The following is a 16872-nucleotide window of genomic DNA, read 5'->3' as shown; positions in this document are numbered from 1 at the left end:
CATTCGCCTACTTGATGCCGTGATGGCCCATCAGGTCGTACAGGGTGGGCCGGCTCACGCCCAGCAGCTCGGCCGCCTTGGCGATATTGCCGTCGGCCCGCGCCAGCGCGCGCACCATCACCTTGTATTCGGCCCCTTCGCGGGCCTGGCGCAGGTTCAGCGGCTCGTCCGGGGGCGCCGCCCGGGCGCTGGCGGGCAAGCCCAGGTCGTCGGCGGCGATCTGCGGCCCGTCGCACATGATGACGGCCCGCTTGATGCAGTTTTCCACTTCGCGCACATTGCCGGGCCAGCCATAGCTTTCGATCAGCTGCAGCGCGCCCGCGCTGAAATGCAGGTTGCTGCGGCCCTCGCTGGCGCAGAATTTGTTCTTGAAATGCTGCGCCAGCAAGGTGCAATCGCCGGCCCGCTCGCGCAAGGGCGGAATGCGCAAGACGATTTCGCTGAGGCGGTAAAACAAGTCTTCGCGGAAACGTCCCTGTTCCGCCAGCACCTTCAGGTCCTGGTGCGTGGCGCAGACGATGCGCACGTCGACGGCGATCTCGGCGCGCCCGCCTACCCTTTCGATGACCCGCTCCTGCAGGAAGCGCAGCAATTTCGCCTGCAGCGGCATCGGCATGTCGCCGATTTCATCGAGAAAGAAAGTGCCGCCGTGGGCCAGTTCGATCTTGCCCAGGGTTTGCCGCGCCGCGCCCGTGAACGCGCCCCGCTCATAGCCGAACAGCTCGCTTTCCAGCAGGTTTTCCGGGATGGCCGCGCAATTGATGGCAACGAAACGCTGCGCATGGCGGCTCGACAGCGCATGCAATCCCCGCGCGATCAACTCCTTGCCGCTGCCCGAATCGCCCAGCAGCATCACGCTGGCCGACGAGGGCGCCACTTTTTCCACGTTGCGGCACAGTTTCAGCATGCCGGGATCGCGGCTGACGATGCCGGCCAGGGGAGAATCGGCCTGCGTCTGCAGCATGCGGCGGTTTTCCTGCTGCATCGCGTGCAAGTAAAACGCGCGCGCGATGACCAGGCCCAGCATGTCGGCCTCGAACGGTTTCTGGTGGAAATCGTAGGCGCCCAGCGCGATGGCCTTCAAGGCATGCGCCCGCTCCTGGTTGCCCGACAGGATGATGACTTTCGTGTCCGGCGCCAGCGCGAGGATTTGCTGCAGGGTGGCCAGGCCTTCCGTGGCGCCGTCCGGATCGGGCGGCAAGCCCAGGTCCATCGTCACCACGGCCGGCTGGTGGCGCCGCACGAGCGCCAGCGCCGCCTCGCGCTCGCCCGCCAGCAAAACGTCGTAACCGTCAAAACTCCAGTGCAACTGCTTTTGCAGGCCGGGATCGTCTTCGATGACCAGCAGTTTCTGTTTGCCCATGGCACTCCTTTGCTATGCCGCATGCAGCGGCAGGATCACGCGAAACGTCGTGCCCACTTGCGGCTCGCTGCGCACTTCCAGGCTGCCGCCCACTTCGCGCAGGTATTCGCGGCTTTCGAACACGCCGATGCCCATGCCCGCCGTCTTGGTCGTGTCGAACGGTGTAAACAAACGTTCGCGGATGAACTGTTCGCTCATGCCCTGCCCCGTATCGTCGAGCTCGACGACGGCCGTATGCTGCACGCGCCGCAAGCGCACGGCCACCTTGCCGTCGCTGGCCGTGGCCTCGATGGCGTTCTGGATCAAATGGCCCAGCACCCGCTCCAGCCGCGCGCGGTTGGCAAGCACCGTCAGTTCGCCGTCGACGATTTCCAGGCACGGGGCCGGCGCCAGGCTGGCCTTGGCCGCCACAGCCTGGCGCAGCAAGCCGTCCAGCAGCAGCGGCGCCGGTGCTTCCGGCGCTTCGCCGCGCGCCAGTTTCTGCAGCAGGGTCTTCATTTTCTGCACGGAATGGTCCAAAGTGCCCAGCATGTCTTCCTGGAAGGCGGGATTGGCGCGGTGCTTTTCCGCATTGCTCAGTAGCAGCGACAGCTGGAACACCAAATTCTTGAGATCGTGCACGATGAAGGTGGACATGCGGTTGAACGAATCGAACTGGCGCGCCACCGTCAGGGTGGCGAGCGATTCGCGGTGCGCCAGGTAGCTGGCGGCCTGGCTGCCGGCAATTTTCAGCACGTCGCGGATTTCCCAGTTCAGGCCGATGCGCGTGCGGGGCCGCGCCAGCGCGACAAAGGCGAACAGCTGGCCGTGCAGCATCAAGGGCACCAGCAGCCACACGTCGGGCAGCGCCAGCAGCGCGGGCGGCAACGGCAAGCCGCCGTACTGGTCCGGATTCTGCACCCAGTCGGGCACGTCGATCACCCATTGTCTTGCTTCCAGGAACTGACACAGGGGGCCGGACGCCGGCTCGCTCCACGTGCCCGGCGGCCAGTTCCAGCTGGCCGCCGGCGCGAACCGGTCCTGCTCGCGCAAGATCCACAGCGCACCGGCGCGGCTTTCCACCAGCTGCGCCATGGCCTGTATCGTGCGTTCGCCCAGGTCAGGCCCGTCTTCGGACAGCGCGCGCGTAAACCGCAGCCATTCCTCGCGATAATCGAAGATGGCATTGTAGAAATGCTTGTTGATCGTCACCTTCAGCTTGGCGCGCAAGCTGCCGGAAAACAGCACGCCCGCCAGCAGCAAGGCCGCGCCGCCCAGGTAAGCCATTTGCATCAAGGAGCCCCAGGTGCCGCCGAAGTAGCGCAAATAGTAGGCGCTGGCCGCCATGGCCAGCAAATAGATGGCCGAACCCAGCAAGGCGGCCGAGCGGTACAGCATCTGGCGCGACACGGACAAGCCCAGCGCCCAGCCGGGATTGCGCGCGGCCGAGATGGCCAACAGCGGCGCGCACAGGGCGTCGACGATGCCGCGCGCGGCCCATATGTCGTCGTTGACCGCGCGAAACAGCAAGGCGTCGCTGTACAGATAGAAATCGTAGGCGAACAGGCCACCCACACCCAGGCACGCAAACTTGATGCCCCAGCGTTTCAAGGGCGGCGTATTGCGGTACCACTGTTCCACCAGCAACATGCCCAGCACGGCCAGCAGCAAACGGCAGACACTGGCGATGAATCGCGCAGGCAAAGGCAGCGCCAGCCAGGACGAGGCCATGGAGAGCAGCCAGGGCGCCAGCGCCGTGAGGGTGATGCCGGCCAGCACCAGGCGCAAACGGGACCGCGCCGGTTCGATCAGCAGCAGCAAGAACACCAGCCAGGCCAGGGTGCGCAGCAGTTCCAGCGCATCGCCGGCCAGCGCCGCGCGCCGTCCCAGCAGTACCAGCACCACCGTGCCCGTCGCCCAGCCGCCCGTCGCCAGGCAGGCCACCAGCAAGGCGCGCACGTTTTGCCGCGCGCGCCAGTTGCTGATGAGCAGCAGCGCCAGCACGAAGAAGGCCAGCGATGCCAGGCCGTGGCTGAGGGCCGCCGCATCGGCCGCCGCCAGCCAGTCCGACTGCGCCCGCATCATCGGCTGCCCTTGCCAAACAGCACCACCTGCACCGTGTCGAGCAAGATCAGCAAGTCGAGGAACAGGCTATTGTTTTTCACATAATACAGATCGTACTGCAGTTTTTTGACGGCATCGTCGACGGAGGCGCCATATTGATAGCGCACCTGCGCCAGGCCCGTGATGCCTGGCTTGATGCTGTGACGAATGTTGTAGTACGGTACCTGCTGCTTCAATTGCTCGACAAAGTAGGCGCGCTCGGGGCGCGGCCCCACGAAACTCATCTCGCCGCGAAACACATTGAGCATCTGCGGCAGCTCGTCGATGCGCAGCTTGCGGATCAGCTTGCCCACGCGCGTGATGCGCGCATCGTTGTCCAGCGCCCAGATGGGCTTGCCATCGCGTTCCGCATCGCAGCGCATGCTGCGAAATTTCAGCACGTTGAAGGGCAAGCCGTCGCGCCCCACCCGCTCTTGCTGGTAAAACACGGGGCCGCCGTCTTCCAGGCGGATGCACACGGCCGTCGCCAGCATCACGGGCAGCGCCGCCAGGCAGATGACGCCGCTGGCGGCCAGGTCGAACAGCCGCTTCGAGGCGGCACGGAAAAAACTCTGGTCGAAGCCGCCGCCATAGATCAGATAGCTCGGTTGCAAGGAATCGATGCGGATCTGGCACGCTTCGCGCTCGAAAAACGTGGCCGCGTCGATCACTTTCACGCCGCCCAGCGCGCATTCCAGTAGTTGCTTGGCCGGAAACGCACCATTGCGCCGGTCGCTGACGGAGACGACGATCTCGTGCGCCGCATGGCGCTGGGCCATGGCCAGCAGCGACGGTTCCGCCGGCAGCAAGGCCGAAGCCGGCACGCAACATTGCTCGCCAGCCACGTCGATGCAGCCGACGACGGTAAACTGGTGGAAACCGATCTTGCTCGCCGCCAAGTCCATGCATTCGCGCGCCAGCGCCCCGCCACCCACCAGGATCAGCCGTCCCTCCATCAGCGCCGATTGCGAGGACTTGAACACCACCAGGCGCGCCAGCAGCACGCCGATGGCGCCCAGGCCGAAGATCAGCACGCTGCCGCGCCCGAAATGCAAGGAAGGAATAAAGCGGATCAAGACGCTGAGCACGGCAAAACCCAGCGCGAACGACGGCAGGATGCGCAGCAAGGTGTTGCGGATGTCTTCACGCGAGCGGTGCTGGTACATGCCCAGCGCGCTCATGCTGAAAACGATGACCAGGGCAAAGATCGAGGACGACAAATACACCTCGCTCGCCCGCACGAGGCGGCTGCCATCCGCCAGCCACAGCAGCGACGTCAGAGTGGCCGAGAGCAGCAGGATCAGGATTTCCAGCAACAGCAAGATAAACGCTGTTTTCGAGACGTAATGGCTGAAGATGCGGATCATGGGGCCTCCTGCGGCAAAGGCGACACGCCGCGCACAAGGCGGCCTGCTGCTCTCCTGCCATCATGGCGAACTGTTCCACGAAGACATTGATACGCCACAAGCTACGGCCCCAGCTATCTTTCACCGGCAGAATTTATCTCAACACATTACCGATTGATGTGAAATGGACTATAGTATGCTTCCCCTGAAAAAAGATAAATGTCATGAAATTTGATGTAGCGATTGTCGGCAGTGGCCTGGCGGGTTTATCGGTTGCACTGCATTTAGCTGAGACGCGCACCGTCGCGATCATTTCCAAACGCGCGCTGCTCGATGGCGCCAGCAACTGGGCGCAAGGCGGGATCGCGGCCGTGCTGGACTCGGGCGACAGCCACCAGCAGCACATCGAAGACACCCTGATCGCGGGCGGCGGCCTGTGCGACGAGAGCGCCACGCGCTACATTGTCGAGCACGGCCGCGAAGCCATCGAATGGCTGATCGAGCAAGGCGTGCCGTTTACGCGCGACGCCACGGCCGAACTGGGTTTCCACCTGACCCGCGAAGGCGGCCACAGCCAGCGCCGCATCATCCACGCTGCCGACGCCACCGGGCATGCCGTGCAAGTGACCCTGGAAGAAAAGGTGCGCGCCCACCCGAACATCAGCCTGTTCGAACACCATTGCGCGATCGACCTGATCACCTCAGACAAGCTGGGCATGAAGCCGGCCCAGCGCAACGCGCAACCGCATTGCCACGGCCTGTACGTGCAGGATGAACAAACGGGGAAAGTCCTGACCTTTGCCGCCGAGCACACCGTGCTGGCGACGGGCGGCGCCGGCAAGGTGTATTTATATACCACCAACCCGGACACGGCCAGCGGCGACGGCATCGCCATGGCCTGGCGCGCCGGCTGCCGCGTGTCGAACATGGAATTCATCCAGTTCCATCCCACGTGCCTGTACCACCCGTATGCGAAATCCTTCCTGATTACCGAAGCCATCCGTGGCGAAGGGGGATTGCTGAAACTGCCGCCCGAAGCGGGCGCGGCGGCTGGCACGCGCTTCATGCTGGCGCACGACGAGCGGGCCGAACTGGCGCCGCGCGACGTGGTGGCGCGCGCCATCGACTTCGAGATCAAGAAACGGGGTCTCGATTACGTGCACCTGGACATCAGCCACAAGCCGGCCGAATTCCTCATCGAACACTTCCCCACCATCTACGCGCGCTGCCTGGAACTGGGCATCGACATCACCAAGCAGCCGATTCCCATCGTGCCCGCCGCCCACTACACGTGCGGCGGCGTCGTGACGGATTTGTCCGGCCGCGCCGACCTGCCGGGCCTGTACGCCGTGGGCGAGACGGCGTGCACGGGCTTGCATGGCGCCAACCGCTTGGCGTCGAATTCCTTGCTGGAATGCATCGTCATCGGCCGCGCCTGCGCGCAAGACATCGAAAGCAAGGAAAAGCTGGGCACGCCATACCTGCCCGACTGGGATGAAAGCCGCGTCACGGATGCGGACGAGGAAGTGGTGATTTCCCACAACTGGGACGAGCTGCGCCGCTTCATGTGGAATTACGTGGGCATCGTGCGCACGACCAAGCGCCTGGAGCGGGCCCAGCACCGCATCGCCCTGCTGAAGGAAGAAATCGACGAGTACTACCGCAACTTCCGCATCACCCACGATTTGCTGGAACTGCGCAACCTCGTCGACGTGGCCTCGATGATCGTCAACAGCGCCCTGTCCCGCCGCGAAAGCCGCGGCCTGCACTTCAGCCGCGATTATCCGGAAACGTTACCGAAGGCGATAGCGAGTGTGCTGACGCCGCCGCACCGGTAAACTGTTCGTGATTGGGGAGATGCCTCACTGGCATACTCCCTGGCGGCTCATCAGACCGCTCTTTTATTTTTGCGTTCCCCACACAGACGGCTGTGGCAATGGCTGCGTTGGTTGAAACGATGGTAGAGGTTGCAGTGGCTGAATCTCTTGGCGTGGCGCTGGCTTTGCCTGAGGCTGATATCCGTAAGAACTATCTGCTTGATTTGGAACAGTTCCAGCCTTCCCCGTGTAGGGATTGACATTGCCCTGTGTGCTGTAGTTATTCGAAATGGTGCTGTCAGGTGCGGTTCTTTGATGCGGTGCCACGTAAGTTCCATCTTTTTTCGTGTACCCATTTACATGCACTTGGGCATTGGCAATGCTGGTGAACAACACCATTGATATCGCTAAGTATTTGATCATTTACTTCTTTCAGGTTCCGGCATAGTGGCGTGTCGTTGCGCCCGCAAAAAAGATTGCCGTTTCCTTGAGGCTATATTTTTTGGTATGGTGACTATAGGCCAATTCTCATAGGTAAAAAATAAAGTATTTCTTTCCAATACAAATAGAGGAAATTGACTGATTTTCTGTAGTAAATATGCAACCATCTCGATAAATGCGGTATTTATCAAACTGCCGCAGCACCGTTGGAATACACGTCAAATATCAATCCTCCGGCATCTCAAACTCAATCCCATCTTCCGTGTACGACATCTTGGCCGACTCGCCCGTGCATGCGCCCTGCGGCTCGTCCGCCATATAGCGGCATTCGCTTTCCACGCTGCCATCTTCCCGCCAGTGCCGGGTCCAGCCCTGGCGTTCGCCATCCACGTATTCGATCAGCTGCTTCGGCTTGCCGTCGGCATACCAGGAACGCAAGGCGCCCTCCTCGCGGCCGCCCGCGTTCCATAGTTTGTGCACGATCAATACGCCGGCCCGGCTGAAGCGTTGTTCGCTGCGCAACACAAAGTGATCGACGTGCGTGCGCTTGCTGGCGACTTTGCCGTCCGGGTAATATTCGACGCTCTCGCCGACAGGCTTGCCGTCCACGTAGGTGGCAGTGCGCTGCACCTTGCCATCCGGAAAATATCCGGTGCTCGGTCCCGTCATGACGCCGTTGTCATGCTGGCTGCGGCTTTCCACGGCGCCGTCCGGATAGAACCGCAGCAATTCGCCATCCGTCCTGCCCTTGACCTGGGTCGTGCGCGTTTTCAGCTTGCCGTCCTCGTCGAACGTTTCCATCACACCATCGGCGCGGGCGCCGTTGCGGTAGGTGCGCGACGCGATCTGCTTGCCATTCTGGTGATAAGTCTGCTCCTCCCCGTCCTGCACGCCATTGCGCCACGTAATACGCATGGAAACCTTGCCTTCCGGGTAATACAGAGTCTGCACGCCCTCCTGCACGCCGCGCCCATCCCGCTCCATCTGCATCTCGACTTGTCCATGCGGGTAATACATGCTGTAGTTGCCCACCAGCTTGCCGCGCAGGTAATCGGGAGCGTTGACGTGGCCAATCAGCCGCTTCGGTTCGCCTTCGCGCACATGATAGATCGCGACTTGCCAGGTGCCGGGCAGCTTGCCGGGCGGCAGCGGCAGGACCAGCGCATAGCGCGCCTCTTCCATCACCTCGCCGCGCGACAGGTTGTGGTTCAGGTAGAGCCGCGCCTTGCCGTCGGCACAGTGCGCATCGCAGCCGCGCAGCATGTGGATGACGGGAATGGCCTCGGCCTTGGCCTCGGCGCCTGTCCGCTCGGGCGCCGGACAGGCGCGCAGGCGCACGAGCAAGGGATTCCTGTCGCGTATCATGTTGGCCAGCTCGGCCTTCATGACGCCATACTGCTCCTCGTTCAGTCCGACTGACGCCGCATCCATGCGCAGCTGCCTGCCGCCGCAGCCCGTGTCCTCGTCCACGGTCAGGATATCGCCGCCGCCGGGCGCGGCCGTGATCGCCGTGACCACTTGCCGCTGCACGATCTCCGCGTGGGTCAGCGCCGGCAACAGCAGCATGGCGCCAAGCAGGCGTTTCAATTCAGTGCGCGCCACACTTGCTCCTTTCATAATGTTTCCGGAGATGGCTGCGCCACTCCGCATTCGCCCTGGGCCTTGCCGGCCACATACCGGCATTCGCTTTTCAAGCTGCCATCGTCATGCCATGCGCGGATCGTCCCCTGCAGGCGCTCCTGTGGATCCCACGCTTCTTCAAGGATCAGCACGCCCTGCTCATTGAAGCTGCGGGCGCTGCGCCGCTTGCCGTCATCGCCGTATGTGAGCTTGCTGGCCAGTTTTCCATTCGGGTGATATTCGAGAGCATCGCCGGTGGCCTTATCATTGACTCGCGTGACCGTGCTGCGTACGCTGCCATCGGGATAGTATTCGGTGCACAGGCCGTTGAGCATGCCATCGCCGGCCTGCGCGCGGCTGGCAACCTTGCCATCAGGAAAAAAGGTAATGATTTCACCGTCCAGCTTGCCGTTCCGCAAGGTTTGGCGCGCAACCAGATTGCCATCCTCGTCGAACGCCTCGAACGGCCCGTCGACCTGCATGCCGTCGCGGTAGGTGAACGCTTCCAAAAGCTTCCCCGTAGCATGAAACGTTTCATGCACGCCCTCTTGCAGACCGTGACGCCATGCACCGCGTGTTTCCGGGAGACCATCGGGATAGAAGCTGCTGCTCAAGCCATCCTTGCGGCCCTGCGCATCCAGTCCCACCTGCTTTTCGATCTTGCCATCGTCGTAATAGGCGGTATAGCCGCCCACCGGCTTGCCCGACACAAAATCGGCCGCATCGAACTGGGCCGACATGCGCGGTTTCTTCTCATCCACTGCGTGAACAATCTCCACCTGCCACGCACCGGGTAATTTTCCTGGCGGCAAGGGCAACACCAACATATAAGGTGCCAGCCGTTTTTCTTGCGGGACCAGATGTTCATCCAGGTACAGGCGCGCCTTGCCATCGGCGCAAGCACCGGGCTGGCAAGCCGCCAGCTTGCGCACCAGCGGAAGGGCCGCATCGCCCGTCGCGCCCACCACCGGGCAACGGGCCAATGTGACGAGCATCGGCGTCTTGTCGCGGATACGCCTGGCCAGCGTGGCCCTCAACACTGCATACGCATCCCCCTTTGCCAGCTCCCCTTCCTCCATGCGCACCAGCCTGCCGCCGCAGCCCGTGTCCTCGTCCACGGTCAGGATATCGCCGCCGCCGGGCGCGGCCGTGATCGCCGTGACCACTTGCCGCTGCACGATCTCGGCATGGGCCAGCGCCGGCAACAGCAGCATGGCGCCAAACAAATGTTTCAAAGTGCGCGCCATGCCTGCTCCTTGCGCTGCAGTTCCGGCGCCGGCGGCGCTTCGCCGCAGTCACCCTGGGCCTTGCCGGCCAGATACTGGCATTCATTCTTCAGGCTTCCATCCTCGTGCCAGCTGCGGCTCCAGCCGTCGCGCCGGTCGTTTACGTACTCGATGGCTTGCTCGGGCTTGCCATTTTCATACCACGAGCGCGACGTGCCCTGCTCGCGCAATTGCGCATCCCACCGTCTTTCCAGCACCAGCACGCCCTGCGGGCTGTAGCGTCGGACGCTGAGCAGCCCGCCTTCGTCGCCATATTGCTGGCGGGATTGCACCTTGCCGTCGGGATAGAACTCCAGCGCTTCCCCGACCGACAAATCGTTGACCTGCGTCATGGTGGCGCGCACGGCGCCATCGGGATAGTATTCCGCGCTGCGGCCATTGAACTTGCCCTTGATCACTTGCGTGCGGCCGGCTACTTTTCCATCCGGGAAATACGAGAGCAGTTCGCCTTCCATGCGGCCATCGCGCAGCACGTAACTGGTGCTCAACTTGCCATTCGCGTCAAACGTCTGCACGGGGCCGTCCACGCGCTGTCCCTTGCGGTACACGCTGGCCTCGCGCAGCTGGCCCGTGGCGTGATATTGCTGGTGCGTGCCTTCCGGCAAGCCATGACGCCAGTTGCCACGCGATTCCAGGCTGCCATCCGCGCGATACAGGCTGGTGACGCCATCCTGCCGTCCCTGTCCATCCTGCGCCACCTGTTTCTCGATTTTTCCATCAGGGTAATACGTGACATAGCCGCCCACCAGCTCGCCCTGCGCATAGTCGGCGCGGTTGACCTGGCCCGACAGACGCAGCTTGCCGCCCGCCACGCTGACAATCTCCACCTTCCACGTGCCCGGCAGCTTGCCTTTCGGCAGGGGCAACAGCAGCACGTTGGGCGCGTTTTCCTGCTCGACGGGGTAGAAACGCTCGTGCAGGTACAGTCGCGCCCGGCCATCGGCGCAGGCGGCCGGCGTGCAGGCGGCGATCTGGCGCACGATGGGCACGCTCGCATCCTCCGGGCATTTTTTCACGGTGACGAGCATGGGCGTCCTGGCGCGCATGCGTTCAGCCAGCCGGACTTTCAGCGCCTCGTACGGCGCCTCGTCGAGGTTCACCGAGCGCGCATCCATGCGTATCTGCTTGCCGCCGCAGGCCGTCGTGCCGGCAATCGTGAACACATCGCCGCCTTCGCTATCCGGCTCGCTGGCCATCGCCGTCACCACCAGGCGCTGCACGATTTCCGCCTGCGCCATGGCTGAATACAGCAAGGAAGCGCCCAGCACGGCGCATATCGTCTTGATTTTCATGCTATTCCTCTAATTTTCCGCCGTGACGGCTATACCGCCCGGCACGAAGCTGACCCGGCCATCGCGGTAACGCACCAGCACCACCACCTTGACATCCATCAATTGACCGTGCTGCACGGCCGGCAGATAGGTCCAGCGCTGCACGCTATCGAGCAGCGCCTTGTTGAGCATGGGTTCCATCGGCAATTCCGCTGCCGCAAGCGTCAGGCTGCCGTCGGCGGCAATCGACAGGATCAAGCGGTTTTCGCCCGTCGCGTGCTTTGCATCGAGCACGCCATAATCGACCGTCGTCATCGTCTCGCGCTGCACGCCGCCGACCTGGTCACGCAGCGGCGGCATGGCCTGGAGTTTTTGCGCCAGCAGCGCGCCATCGGCCAGCGTCTTGTCCCAGCGTTTCTGGTAGGCGCCCGGTTGCGCCAGGCGCAACACCCTGGCAGTCAGGTCCATGCGCTGCATGGTGCGCGCGACGCCATTGTCGGCCGGCTCGCCCGGGTCCGCCGGCAAGGCGTTCTGCACGGCATAACGGTAAGCCGTCAACCGCGCCAGCGCCACCAGATTGACGGCATCGCGCTCGTCGCCGCCGCGCAGCTGTGCAGCAGCCGCGATGCCCAGCCAGGCCGTGCCATCGGTCGGACGCGCCCACACGGCTTGCTCGAAGTACTGGCGCGCCGCCTGCGGTTCGTTCACGCTCAGGTGCATGCGGCCCATGGCCGCCGCCACCAGATGGTCGCGCGGGTTGGCTTGCAGTAGATCAAGATAGTTGGCGACCAGCGCCGGCTGATAGCCGGGCACCCAGCCCAGGCCTTCCAGCAACGAGGCGCGCAGCTGCGCCTGCGTGCGATCGCCGCCGTAGCCGGACTGCTTTTCTTCGCCTGCCCGGTACAGCAGTTGCAAGCCGCGCGTGACGGCGTCATCGTCGCCCTTGCTGACGGCTTGCGACAGGCTGCGCACGGCCTTGCGCGCATCGGACGGCTGGAAACCTGCCGCCTTGCGCGGGCGCCAGCGAAATACTTCCAGGCCAGCCGCCTGGTCGGCTTGCGCCTGCAAGTTGGCCTTGTCCTTGACTTCATCGGACGACGAGGTCCAGGCCGTAAAGCCGATCAGGAACAGCACGATCAAGAGCACCACCACAGCCCAGCCCTTGCCCGTGATGCCGCCGCCCGCGTTGCCCGCCACATTGCCGGCCACATTGCCAGCCCAATTCGCAGCGGAAATGGCGACGGGCGCCTGTCCCGGCGCCGTGCGGCGCGCGCTGCGCTGCGGCGGCGGTTGTTGCAATTGCATCTGCTGCGCCTGCACGGAGGCTTGCGCGGCCGCACCGATGACCTTGTCGCGCGCGCAGGCGGCGCAGCCCAGGCCCGCAAAATGCTGGTGTTCGGGATGCGCGGCACACACGACGAGCTTGCCGCCGCTGCGCTGCGCATAGCCGCGCAGCAACTGCGCCCAGTCGGCCGCCGCGGGCCGCTGGGGTGTTGGCGACTGGGAAAACGCGCGGTCGAACATGGCGCGCAATTCGGGCGGCATCAGCGCATGGCCGCTGGTGGCGTTCGGCGCCAGCTGCTTGTGGCGCTTCACGCCGTACGCGTAGCAGCCGTCGCGGATGCGGCCGGGAATGTCGGTCGCCACTTGCGCATTGCCGGGCCGCCCGCTGTACGGGTGGATGCCGAAGTTGAGCAACTGGAAGATGATGACGGCCAGGGCGAAGCGGTCTTGCGCCATTTCCGTGCCCGCCGGCATGCCCTTGCGCTGAAATTCCGGCGCAAGGTAGTCGGCAGTGAATTGCTCGGCAGGAAATCGCTCCGCATGGCCCTGGATGCTGAAACCGTCGCAATCGAGCATGGCGATATACAGCGAGTCGCGGTAAAAACGCAGGTTCACGGGTTTCAGATCGACCACGTAATGCTGCTGCTGGTGCAGCGCATCGATGACGGCGGCCAGGTTGGCGGCCAGGGTCAGCTTGGGACCGAGTCCCGTGGGCAATCCTGCCGCGCGCGCCTGGCGCTCCTGCATGATCTGTTCCAGCTCGGCCGTCTGCGCCATGTCCAGCAAGGGCATGACGAAACCGGCAAAGCCGCCCTGGCCATCGAACACGGCCGCTTGCGGCCAGGCGATCTGGACGTAGCGCTTGCCGTTTTCCACTTGATCGGGCAGCTCGGGCGACAATTCCAGCATCGCTTCGAGCTTGCGCCGGTTGGCGGCCCGGTCCAGGTGCGGGTGGTACAGCTTGGCAACCTGCGCGGGTGCGCCCGGCAGCAGGTACACGCTGCCCGCGCCGCCGCTCTTGACGAGTTTGCCCAAGATCAAACTGCGGACTTTATCCAGCCAGATTTTTCCACCCGGACTCAGGCCGGGTGTCACGCCTTGCTTCCGGCTCATGCGCGCAAGGCCAGCAGCAGGGTCTTGTCATCGCCCGTGATCTGGTGCGTGCGCGGGTCGGCCAGGGTGGACGCCAGCGCCGTATTGCCCAGTTCGATACTTGCGACCGTGCGCAGATAGCCTTGCACGGCATCCATGAACGGCGCGTACAGGCCCCCATTGTTCTTGCTCATGGCGAAGGGCATGCAGCCATCCGACATCAGCACCACGCCGGGCGCGGACTGGGGAATCGGCAACAGGCGCAACTGTTCGCGCCAGCGCTCGCCCGACAGAAAATAGGTTTCGTTGGCGTATTCGCCGTTGGCGGGCAGCGAGATCAGTTCGCCGCCATCGCCCAGTTGCGCCACGCCCAGGCCATCGCCCAGGTGGAAGAAGAAGCCAGCATCTTGCCCCATGACCACGCCGACGACGGTGGCAGCGTAGTCGTCGAGGGTGGCATTGGCGGCGCGGGCGATGTCGTCCAGGGCGGCGCGGATCTGCGCCAGGGTGGCCGCCAGCGCGCCGTCATGCAAATCCTGCACGGTGGCGCCCTGCTCCAGCCGTCCGGCCAGCGCTTGCACGGTTTGCGTTGCAACAAACTGCGCGCCCTGCTCGCTGAGCCGGGCCGAACCGGCGCCATCGCAGACGATGGCGACCAGCACGTCGTTCACGACGGCGTGCGCGTGCGCATCCTGGCAAGCGATGTCTTTATCCAGGTGCGCCTTGCCCGTGACGGAGGCGCCGAACACGCGCCAGATAGTCTGTACTGCAGTCATGGATCAGCGGGCTTTCACGTATTCACGACCGACCAGCCGTCCGTCGAGGCCAGCTGGGCCTGCGCACCGGGACGCGATTGCGACACCACTTGCATGCTGGCGCTCAGCCACAGGAACAGTTCGCGGAACTGCAAGCCTTTCAGCTGCTTCACGCCCCGCTCGCCACGGCTGGAGAATTCGCCCAGGGAATCGATATTCGCATGGTCGCCCACGGCGATGGGGAAGATCGCCACTTTATTCGCTTGCTCGGCCGCGCGCGCCTGTTCGGCGCCATGCTGCCAGCGGTCCGTCGGTTCGCCGTCCGACATCAAAAACAGCCACGGCCGCGTGTATGCCACGCCTGCCTGGCGGAAACGCTGCTTTTCCTGCTCGATTTCCGCCAGCGCCAGTTCCACGGCCGCGCCGGTCGGCGTGGTGCCGTTCGCTTCAAGACGAGGCGCCGTGAAATCCATGGCGTCGCACCAGTTGCTGGCGACGACCGCCTCGTCGTGCGCGCCATACTGAATCACCAGGATGCGCACGCGCTTGGCGGCGATCACGTCGGATTTGAGTTCCTGTTCCAGCAAGGCCAGGCCTTCGTTGAGCAGCGAGACGGGTTCGCCATCCATGCTGCCGGAGCAGTCCAGCACGAGCACCAGCGGCGTGCGTTGTTCGGTATTGTCGACCAGGGCGACGTCGGGGATCATTATGGAGGTCATGTAATTTTGATAGAGTTGCGAAATAGCTTAGGGCCGAAGCTTACCCTATGGATATGTTTTCCATGCGTCCGATTGCTTGGGATTGCGCCATGCGCTATCAAAGTACTAATTTTCAGGGGTTTTTTCATCCCTCCCCCATCGCGCGCCCGGTGAACTTGCTCTGAAAGCAACAACCTCGTACACTGCGCCATTCAGGTCGCCCGGCAACGGCCATATAAGCAAACTTGATGATGATACCGATCGCCAGCCTGGAAGAGCTGGAAGAATTCCTGGGAGAAAAACTGGACCCGTTCGATGCCGGGCCGCCAATCGCCCATCCAGGGCTGCGGCTGTCGCAGGTGTGCAGGCGAGTGGCGCTGGACATCCGCAACGGCAACGCCACTGCCGTGCGCGTCGCCGTCCTGATATTGACAAAAGATCCTGGCATGCCCTTTGGCAAGCTCATCAAGAGCGGTTTCGCCAGGGCGTTAAGGCAACGTGCCGACCTGCTGTCCGAGATGCAGCGACGTGTCTTGACAGCAAAAACCGTTGCGTTGCTGGAACTCGAATTCTGTCCGCGAGAAACAGAAGATTATTGCAAATTAATTAAAAAATTTGATCCAGGCGAGTTGCTCGCGAGGATAGAGGATGTCCGCGTCACGGACGCGAAATCGCGGATGCTGCTGCAAAACCTGATAGCCGACGGTGCGCGACGTACAGCCGCAGGTCAGCAGCACTATTCCCAGATGATTTCCAAGGGCACGCCCGGCTCCAGCTCCGCCTCCTTGCCGGAAAGCGGATATTTTCGATGCCCCAGCGAGTATTTGGTCACGAAGACCTTGTAGCTGCCATCGTGAAGAAAATGCACGACGAACCGGCCAGCATCGGAGGGAGCATACTCCGGCACCGCCACGGTTTGCTCCACGCGGATATCCTTGCCGTTTTTTACCGTATACATGACGACGGCCGCCTGCATCCCCGGCTTCCATGCCGCCGGTATCGAAAGGCAGCAAGTGTCTCCTCCGCCACCCTCGCCAGGAGCAAGATAACCGGCCTCCGCCGACGAACCATCGGCCAGTGTCACCATATAACTGCCGACGCCATGCTCGCCATGGTTGTAGGCCGTCAGGCTCACGGCGACTTGTCGTTCACTCCTCGCACAGCCGGCATTCAAAAGCGACAAGACCATGCACACGAAGCAGGCGGCATATTTACTTTTCGAGAAAAATATCATTTAGCCCTCAATCCAGCCAGTTATGACAGGGAATTTCATGTGCATGCAACCTCTGCCACGCAGCGTCTTCACTCCCAGATAATTTCAATGGGAATGCCGCGCTCCAATTGTGCCTCTGTTCCGGAAAGCGGGTATTTACGATGGCCGAGCAGGTATCGGGTGACAAACACCTTGTATTTGCCGTTGCGCAGAAAATGCACGACGAACCGGCCAGCATCGGCGGGAGCATACTTCGGCACCGGCACTGTTTGTTCCACGCGGATATCCTTGCCATTCTTGATGGTATGCATGACGATATTTGCCGTCATTCCCGCTTGCCACACGCGGGGAATGGACAGGCAGCACGTCAATCCGCCGCCGCCCTGGCCCGCGTCCAGATAGCCCGCCCCCGCAGTGGCGCCGTTCTGCAAGGTCACCTCATAGCTTCCCACCCCGTGATCGGTATGATTGTAGCCGCTCAGATTCACCGTCAGCTCCCGGCTTTCCTTGCCCTGCGCGGCATGCGGCAAGGCCGTGAACAGCCACAGGAATCCGATCAGCACCGCTTTCATCGAAAAAAGATTCTTGACCATGGGATACCCTC

The 16872-nt window shown here is 63.0% G+C and carries 14 protein-coding genes; 2 read left to right on the top strand and 12 right to left on the bottom strand.

From position 1 onward, the window contains the following. Positions 1 to 7: 7 nt before the first annotated feature. The 3 genes from prsR to O0881_RS01510 are packed head-to-tail and all read right to left on the bottom strand — an operon-like array spanning position 8 to position 4812. Positions 8 to 1363, bottom strand: a complete 1356-nt coding sequence (gene prsR, locus O0881_RS01520; protein WP_099664108.1) for a PEP-CTERM-box response regulator transcription factor — start codon at positions 1361 to 1363, stop codon at positions 8 to 10. Positions 1364 to 1375: 12 nt separating this feature from the next. Then, positions 1376 to 3427, bottom strand: a complete 2052-nt coding sequence (prsK, locus tag O0881_RS01515; protein ID WP_289909782.1) for an XrtA/PEP-CTERM system histidine kinase PrsK — start codon at positions 3425 to 3427, stop codon at positions 1376 to 1378. Continuing rightward, on the bottom strand, positions 3424 to 4812 hold the full coding sequence (locus tag O0881_RS01510; RefSeq protein ID WP_289909780.1) for a TIGR03013 family XrtA/PEP-CTERM system glycosyltransferase: 1389 nt from the start codon (positions 4810 to 4812) through the stop codon (positions 3424 to 3426). Before O0881_RS01510 ends, prsK begins: the two co-directional genes overlap by 4 nt. A gap of 203 nt (positions 4813 to 5015) precedes the next feature. On the opposite strand from O0881_RS01510, the gene nadB reads away from it, so the two are divergent. Continuing rightward, on the top strand, positions 5016 to 6629 hold the full coding sequence (gene nadB, locus O0881_RS01505) for an L-aspartate oxidase (RefSeq protein ID WP_099664111.1): 1614 nt from the start codon (positions 5016 to 5018) through the stop codon (positions 6627 to 6629). A gap of 63 nt (positions 6630 to 6692) precedes the next feature. On the opposite strand, the gene O0881_RS01500 is transcribed toward nadB, so the two are convergent. The 7 genes from O0881_RS01500 to O0881_RS01470 all read right to left on the bottom strand — a co-directional run bounded on the left by O0881_RS01500 (position 6693) and on the right by O0881_RS01470 (position 15076). Beyond that, complete coding sequence (locus O0881_RS01500; RefSeq protein WP_143451311.1) at positions 6693 to 7031, bottom strand: hypothetical protein; 339 nt, start codon at positions 7029 to 7031, stop codon at positions 6693 to 6695. 243 nt (positions 7032 to 7274) lie between these two features. Continuing rightward, entirely contained in the window at positions 7275 to 8666 is a 1392-nt protein-coding gene (locus tag O0881_RS01495) for a toxin-antitoxin system YwqK family antitoxin (protein WP_289909779.1), read from the bottom strand. Beyond that, positions 8663 to 9883, bottom strand: a complete 1221-nt coding sequence (locus O0881_RS01490; RefSeq protein WP_289909778.1) for a toxin-antitoxin system YwqK family antitoxin — start codon at positions 9881 to 9883, stop codon at positions 8663 to 8665. Before O0881_RS01490 ends, O0881_RS01495 begins: the two co-directional genes overlap by 4 nt. A gap of 17 nt (positions 9884 to 9900) precedes the next feature. Then, positions 9901 to 11247, bottom strand: coding sequence for a toxin-antitoxin system YwqK family antitoxin (locus O0881_RS01485; RefSeq protein WP_289909777.1), 1347 nt, complete (start codon positions 11245 to 11247; stop codon positions 9901 to 9903). A gap of 9 nt (positions 11248 to 11256) precedes the next feature. Then, positions 11257 to 13623 (bottom strand): hypothetical protein, encoded by a 2367-nt coding sequence (locus O0881_RS01480; protein ID WP_289909776.1) that lies wholly within the window; start codon positions 13621 to 13623, stop codon positions 11257 to 11259. Then, a complete protein-coding gene (locus O0881_RS01475) occupies positions 13620 to 14378 on the bottom strand; it encodes a PP2C family serine/threonine-protein phosphatase (RefSeq protein WP_289909773.1) in 759 nt (252 codons plus the stop codon). Before O0881_RS01475 ends, O0881_RS01480 begins: the two co-directional genes overlap by 4 nt. Positions 14379 to 14392: 14 nt before the next feature. Next, on the bottom strand, positions 14393 to 15076 hold the full coding sequence (locus O0881_RS01470) for a VWA domain-containing protein (RefSeq protein WP_077404035.1): 684 nt from the start codon (positions 15074 to 15076) through the stop codon (positions 14393 to 14395). Between the two features lie 227 nt (positions 15077 to 15303). On the opposite strand from O0881_RS01470, the gene O0881_RS01465 reads away from it, so the two are divergent. Further along, positions 15304 to 15900, top strand: coding sequence for a hypothetical protein (locus O0881_RS01465; RefSeq protein WP_289909771.1), 597 nt, complete (start codon positions 15304 to 15306; stop codon positions 15898 to 15900). Here the strand turns inward: O0881_RS01465 and O0881_RS01460 are convergent. Together O0881_RS01460 and O0881_RS01455 are read right to left on the bottom strand one after the other, a co-directional pair. Further along, entirely contained in the window at positions 15792 to 16289 is a 498-nt protein-coding gene (locus O0881_RS01460) for a DUF3304 domain-containing protein (protein ID WP_289909770.1), read from the bottom strand. The genes O0881_RS01465 and O0881_RS01460 overlap by 109 nt on opposite strands. A 68-nt stretch (positions 16290 to 16357) precedes the next feature. Next, positions 16358 to 16861, bottom strand: coding sequence for a DUF3304 domain-containing protein (locus O0881_RS01455; RefSeq protein ID WP_289909769.1), 504 nt, complete (start codon positions 16859 to 16861; stop codon positions 16358 to 16360). Between the last annotated feature and the right edge of the window lie 11 nt (positions 16862 to 16872).

The sequence above is a fragment of the Janthinobacterium sp. SUN100 genome, from assembly GCF_030397705.1.
Classification (GTDB): Bacteria; Pseudomonadota; Gammaproteobacteria; order Burkholderiales; family Burkholderiaceae_D; genus Janthinobacterium; species Janthinobacterium kumbetense.
This window is presented reverse-complemented; position numbering and strand designations above follow the sequence as displayed.

What these genes read in the sequence shown, in the direction of transcription:
- O0881_RS01500 (WP_143451311.1), bottom strand. Translation starts at nt 7,031, where the DNA reads ATGATCAAATACTTAGCGATATCAATGGTGTTGTTCACCAGCATTGCC.
- O0881_RS01465 (WP_289909771.1), top strand. Translation starts at nt 15,304, where the DNA reads ATGATGATACCGATCGCCAGCCTGGAAGAGCTGGAAGAATTCCTGGGA.
- O0881_RS01475 (WP_289909773.1), bottom strand. Translation starts at nt 14,378, where the DNA reads ATGACTGCAGTACAGACTATCTGGCGCGTGTTCGGCGCCTCCGTCACG.
- O0881_RS01480 (WP_289909776.1), bottom strand. Translation starts at nt 13,623, where the DNA reads ATGAGCCGGAAGCAAGGCGTGACACCCGGCCTGAGTCCGGGTGGAAAA.
- O0881_RS01455 (WP_289909769.1), bottom strand. Translation starts at nt 16,861, where the DNA reads ATGGTCAAGAATCTTTTTTCGATGAAAGCGGTGCTGATCGGATTCCTG.
- prsR (WP_099664108.1), bottom strand. Translation starts at nt 1,363, where the DNA reads ATGGGCAAACAGAAACTGCTGGTCATCGAAGACGATCCCGGCCTGCAA.
- O0881_RS01490 (WP_289909778.1), bottom strand. Translation starts at nt 9,883, where the DNA reads ATGCTGCTGTTGCCGGCGCTGGCCCATGCCGAGATCGTGCAGCGGCAA.
- O0881_RS01485 (WP_289909777.1), bottom strand. Translation starts at nt 11,247, where the DNA reads ATGAAAATCAAGACGATATGCGCCGTGCTGGGCGCTTCCTTGCTGTAT.
- nadB (WP_099664111.1), top strand. Translation starts at nt 5,016, where the DNA reads ATGAAATTTGATGTAGCGATTGTCGGCAGTGGCCTGGCGGGTTTATCG.
- O0881_RS01460 (WP_289909770.1), bottom strand. Translation starts at nt 16,289, where the DNA reads ATGATATTTTTCTCGAAAAGTAAATATGCCGCCTGCTTCGTGTGCATG.
- O0881_RS01510 (WP_289909780.1), bottom strand. Translation starts at nt 4,812, where the DNA reads ATGATCCGCATCTTCAGCCATTACGTCTCGAAAACAGCGTTTATCTTG.
- prsK (WP_289909782.1), bottom strand. Translation starts at nt 3,427, where the DNA reads ATGATGCGGGCGCAGTCGGACTGGCTGGCGGCGGCCGATGCGGCGGCC.
- O0881_RS01470 (WP_077404035.1), bottom strand. Translation starts at nt 15,076, where the DNA reads ATGACCTCCATAATGATCCCCGACGTCGCCCTGGTCGACAATACCGAA.
- O0881_RS01495 (WP_289909779.1), bottom strand. Translation starts at nt 8,666, where the DNA reads ATGAAAGGAGCAAGTGTGGCGCGCACTGAATTGAAACGCCTGCTTGGC.